Origin of the sequence: Kushneria pakistanensis (genome assembly GCF_014652795.1) — a bacterium.
Taxonomy (GTDB): Bacteria; Pseudomonadota; Gammaproteobacteria; order Pseudomonadales; family Halomonadaceae; genus Kushneria; species Kushneria pakistanensis.
Window position 1 is genome coordinate 1 of record NZ_BMZM01000009.1, and the last position, 762, is coordinate 762.

The window sequence follows — 762 nt, forward strand, 5'->3', positions numbered from 1 at the left end:
TCCTTTTAGAAAGCAATAGGAAATCGCACACATGGCAATGGTCATCAATACAAACGCTCTGTCGCTCAACGCCCAGAACAACCTGAACAAGTCTCAGCAGTCCCTGAACACCGCCATCGAGCGTCTGTCTTCCGGTTCGCGCATCAACAGCGCCAAGGATGATGCTGCCGGTCTGGCCATCTCCAACCGCATGAACGCCCAGGTTACCGGTCTGAATCAGGCCAACCGCAACGCCAACGACGGTATCTCTCTGGCGCAGACCGCTGAAGGTGCCATGAGTCAGGTGACCGACAATCTGCAGCGTATTCGTGAACTGACCGTGCAGGCCGCCAACGGCACCAACACTACTGATGATCTGACTTCCATCCAGGACGAAATCGGTCAGCGTCTGTCAGAAATTGGCCGTATCTCCGAGCAGACTGAATTCAACAGTAAAAACCTTCTTGGTGCTGATGGCCAGGTTGCCATTCAAGTCGGTGCCAACGATGGTCAGGTCATCAATCTGGACCTGAAGGCCATGACAACTACAGCTTTGGGTGTCGATGGCTTTACCGTAGCTGGCGGCGTCGCCGCTAACGCTCTGGAGACCATTGATACTGCCCTGCAGACCGTCGACAGCGCCCGCAGTACCCTGGGTGCTCAGCAGAACCGCCTGCAGTCGGTTGTGGAAGGTAACGCTACTACATCTACCAACCTGTCTGCCGCCATGTCACAGATCAAGGACGCCGACTACGCGACCGAAGTCTCCAACATGTCCAAGGC

General features: G+C 55.5%; 1 protein-coding gene. It reads left to right on the top strand.

Features of this window, described 5'->3' with window-relative positions; genetic code table 11:
- Nucleotides 1-31: 31 nt before the first annotated feature.
- Nucleotides 32-762 (top strand): flagellin N-terminal helical domain-containing protein (locus tag IE123_RS16080; RefSeq protein WP_189520110.1); only part of this gene is annotated, 731 nt, incomplete at its 3' end.